This is a genomic window from Rhodoferax sp., assembly GCF_014859475.1.
In the GTDB taxonomy this organism is placed as follows: domain Bacteria; phylum Pseudomonadota; class Gammaproteobacteria; order Burkholderiales; family Burkholderiaceae_C; genus Rhodoferax.
Window position 1 is genome coordinate 1 of record NZ_JACUUE010000276.1, and the last position, 2,627, is coordinate 2,627.

Sequence of the window (2,627 nt, forward strand, 5' to 3'; positions counted from 1 at the left end):
GCACGGCTACCGCCCGCCGGCCTATTGGGAGCGTATTGCCGACATCCGCCAGGTGGTGCGTTTGTCGTTGGTGGCCAATGGCGAAATCTGGACCGTGGCCGATGCCCTGCGCTGCCAACAGGTGTCAGGCTGCCAGAGCCTGATGCTGGGGCGCGGCATGGTGGCGAACCCGGCGCTGGCACGCGGCATTCGCGCAGCGCTGGGGGACGATTCAGCGTCGGCCAGTCTGAGCTGGCCGCAGCTCATGATGCACATGGCTGAATTCTGGCGCCTGGTCTGTGCCCACCTGACGCGCGACCAGCAAACCGGTCGCCTCAAGCAGTGGCTCAACCTGTTGCGCCGGGTTTATCCCGAGGCGCAAACGGCTTTTGCCGAGGTGCGCACCTTCCATGACCCGTCCGATGTGGAGCGCTGGTTCAAAGCGCAAGCATTAACTTATGTCGGGGCTTGAAGCCGATCTGGCGCCGGTTCTGAAGCACATTGGATAACATCCCGGTTATTTGAATTTTGAGCCCGTCTTGCATGTCTGAAACCCTGTCCCTGGCCGTGAGCGACGCTTCCGAGCGAGCGCGCACCGGCACGTTTGTGCGTTACCCCGACTCGCCTTTTGAGCTGTACCAGCCTTATCCGCCCGCCGGCGACCAGCCCGAGGCCATCAATCAATTGGTGGACGGCGTCAATGACGGCGAGGTGTTCCAGACCCTGCTGGGTGTGACGGGCTCGGGCAAGACCTTCACCATGGCCAACGTGATTGCCCGCCTCGGGCGGCCGGCCATTGTGTTTGCGCCCAACAAGACGCTGGCGGCGCAGCTGTACAGCGAGTTCCGCGAGTTTTTCCCGAAAAACGCGGTCGAGTACTTCGTCAGCTACTACGACTACTACCAGCCCGAAGCCTACGTGCCGCAGCGCGACCTGTTCATCGAGAAAGACTCGGCCATCAACGAGCACATCGAGCAGATGCGCCTGTCGTGCACCAAGAGCGTGCTGGAGCGTCGCGACGTGGTGATTGTGGCCACAGTCTCGGCCATTTACGGCATTGGCCAGCCCGAGGCCTACCACAAGATGGTGATGACGCTGCGCGCGGGCGACAAGATGGGCCAGCGCGACATGATTGCGCAACTGGTGCGTATGCAGTACCAGCGCAACGATATCGATTTTTCGCGCGGCGCTTTTCGCGTGCGCGGCGACACCATCGACATCTTTCCGGCCGAGCACAGTGAGATGGCGATCCGCGTCGAGTTGTTTGACGACGAGATCGAGAGCCTGCAACTGTTCGACCCGCTGACCGGGCGCATCCGTCAGAAGATTCCGCGTTTTACCGTCTATCCCAGCAGCCATTACGTCACGCCGCGTGAGCAGGTGTTGAGCGCGGTGGAGGCGATCAAGCTCGAATTGGCCGAGCGCATCAAGGAATTTGTGGCGCAAGGCAAGCTGGTGGAGGCGCAGCGCATCGAACAACGCACCCGGTTTGATCTGGAAATGCTCAGCGAGGTTGGCCACTGCAAGGGCATCGAAAATTATTCAAGGCATTTAAGCGGCTCGCCCCCCGGTGCACCGCCGGCCACGCTGACCGACTATTTGCCCAAAGATGCGGTGATGTTCCTTGACGAGTCGCATGTGCTGATCGGCCAGTTTGGCGGCATGTACAACGGCGACCGCTCGCGCAAGACCACGCTCGTCGAATATGGCTTTCGGCTGCCCAGCGCCCTGGACAACCGGCCGCTCAAGTTCGAGGAGTTCGAAACCAAGATGCGCCAGGCCATTTTTGTCTCGGCCACGCCCGCCCAGTGGGAAAAAGACCATGCCGGCCAGGTGGTGGAGCAGTTGGTGCGTCCCACCGGCCTGGTGGACCCCGAAGTGGAAGTGCGTCCGGCCACCAGCCAGGTTGACGATGTGCTGCAGGAAATCCGCATCCGCGTGGACAAGCACGAGCGCGTGCTCATCACCACGTTGACCAAGCGCATGGCCGAGCAGCTGACCGACTATTTGAGCGACAACGGTGTCAAGGTGCGCTACCTGCACAGCGACATCGACACCGTGGAGCGCGTCGAGATTTTGCGCGACCTGCGCCTGGGCACCTTTGACGTGCTGGTGGGCATCAACCTGCTGCGCGAAGGGCTGGACATTCCCGAGGTGTCGCTGGTGGCGATTCTGGATGCCGACAAGGAGGGTTTTCTGCGCTCCGAGCGCTCACTGATCCAGACCATTGGCCGCGCCGCCCGCAATGTGGAGGGCAGGGCGATTCTGTACGCCGACAAGGTCACCGAGTCGATGCGCAAAGCCATCGACGAGACCCAGCGGCGCCGGGTCAAGCAGGTGGCGCACAATCTGGCGCACGGCATCACGCCGCGCTCAATCGTCAAGGAAGTGCGTGACCTGATTGACGGGGTTTACAGCGAAAAGGCTGGCAAAGAGGCCGAGAAACTGGAGCGCGATGCTTTGCAGCGCGCCCAAGTGGAAGACATGAGCGAGAAAGACATCTCGCGCGAGATCAAGCGCCTGGAAAAACTCATGATGGAACACGCCCGCAACCTGGAGTTCGAGAAAGCCGCGCGGGTGCGTGATCAGCTGGCCATTTTGAAGGAGCAGGCCTTTGGCGCTGCCGGCAGCGACAAGCTGCTGATTGC

2 protein-coding genes are annotated in these 2,627 nt (G+C 61.6%); both read left to right on the forward strand.

Features of this window, described 5'->3' with window-relative positions; genetic code table 11:
* Positions 1-451, forward strand: a 451-nt coding sequence (locus tag IBX54_RS14265) for a tRNA-dihydrouridine synthase (RefSeq protein WP_296543318.1), incomplete at its 5' end; no start/stop codon positions are given.
* 71 nt (positions 452-522) lie between these two features.
* Positions 523-2,627, forward strand: a 2,105-nt coding sequence (uvrB, locus tag IBX54_RS14270; RefSeq protein WP_296543319.1) for an excinuclease ABC subunit UvrB, incomplete at its 3' end; no start/stop codon positions are given.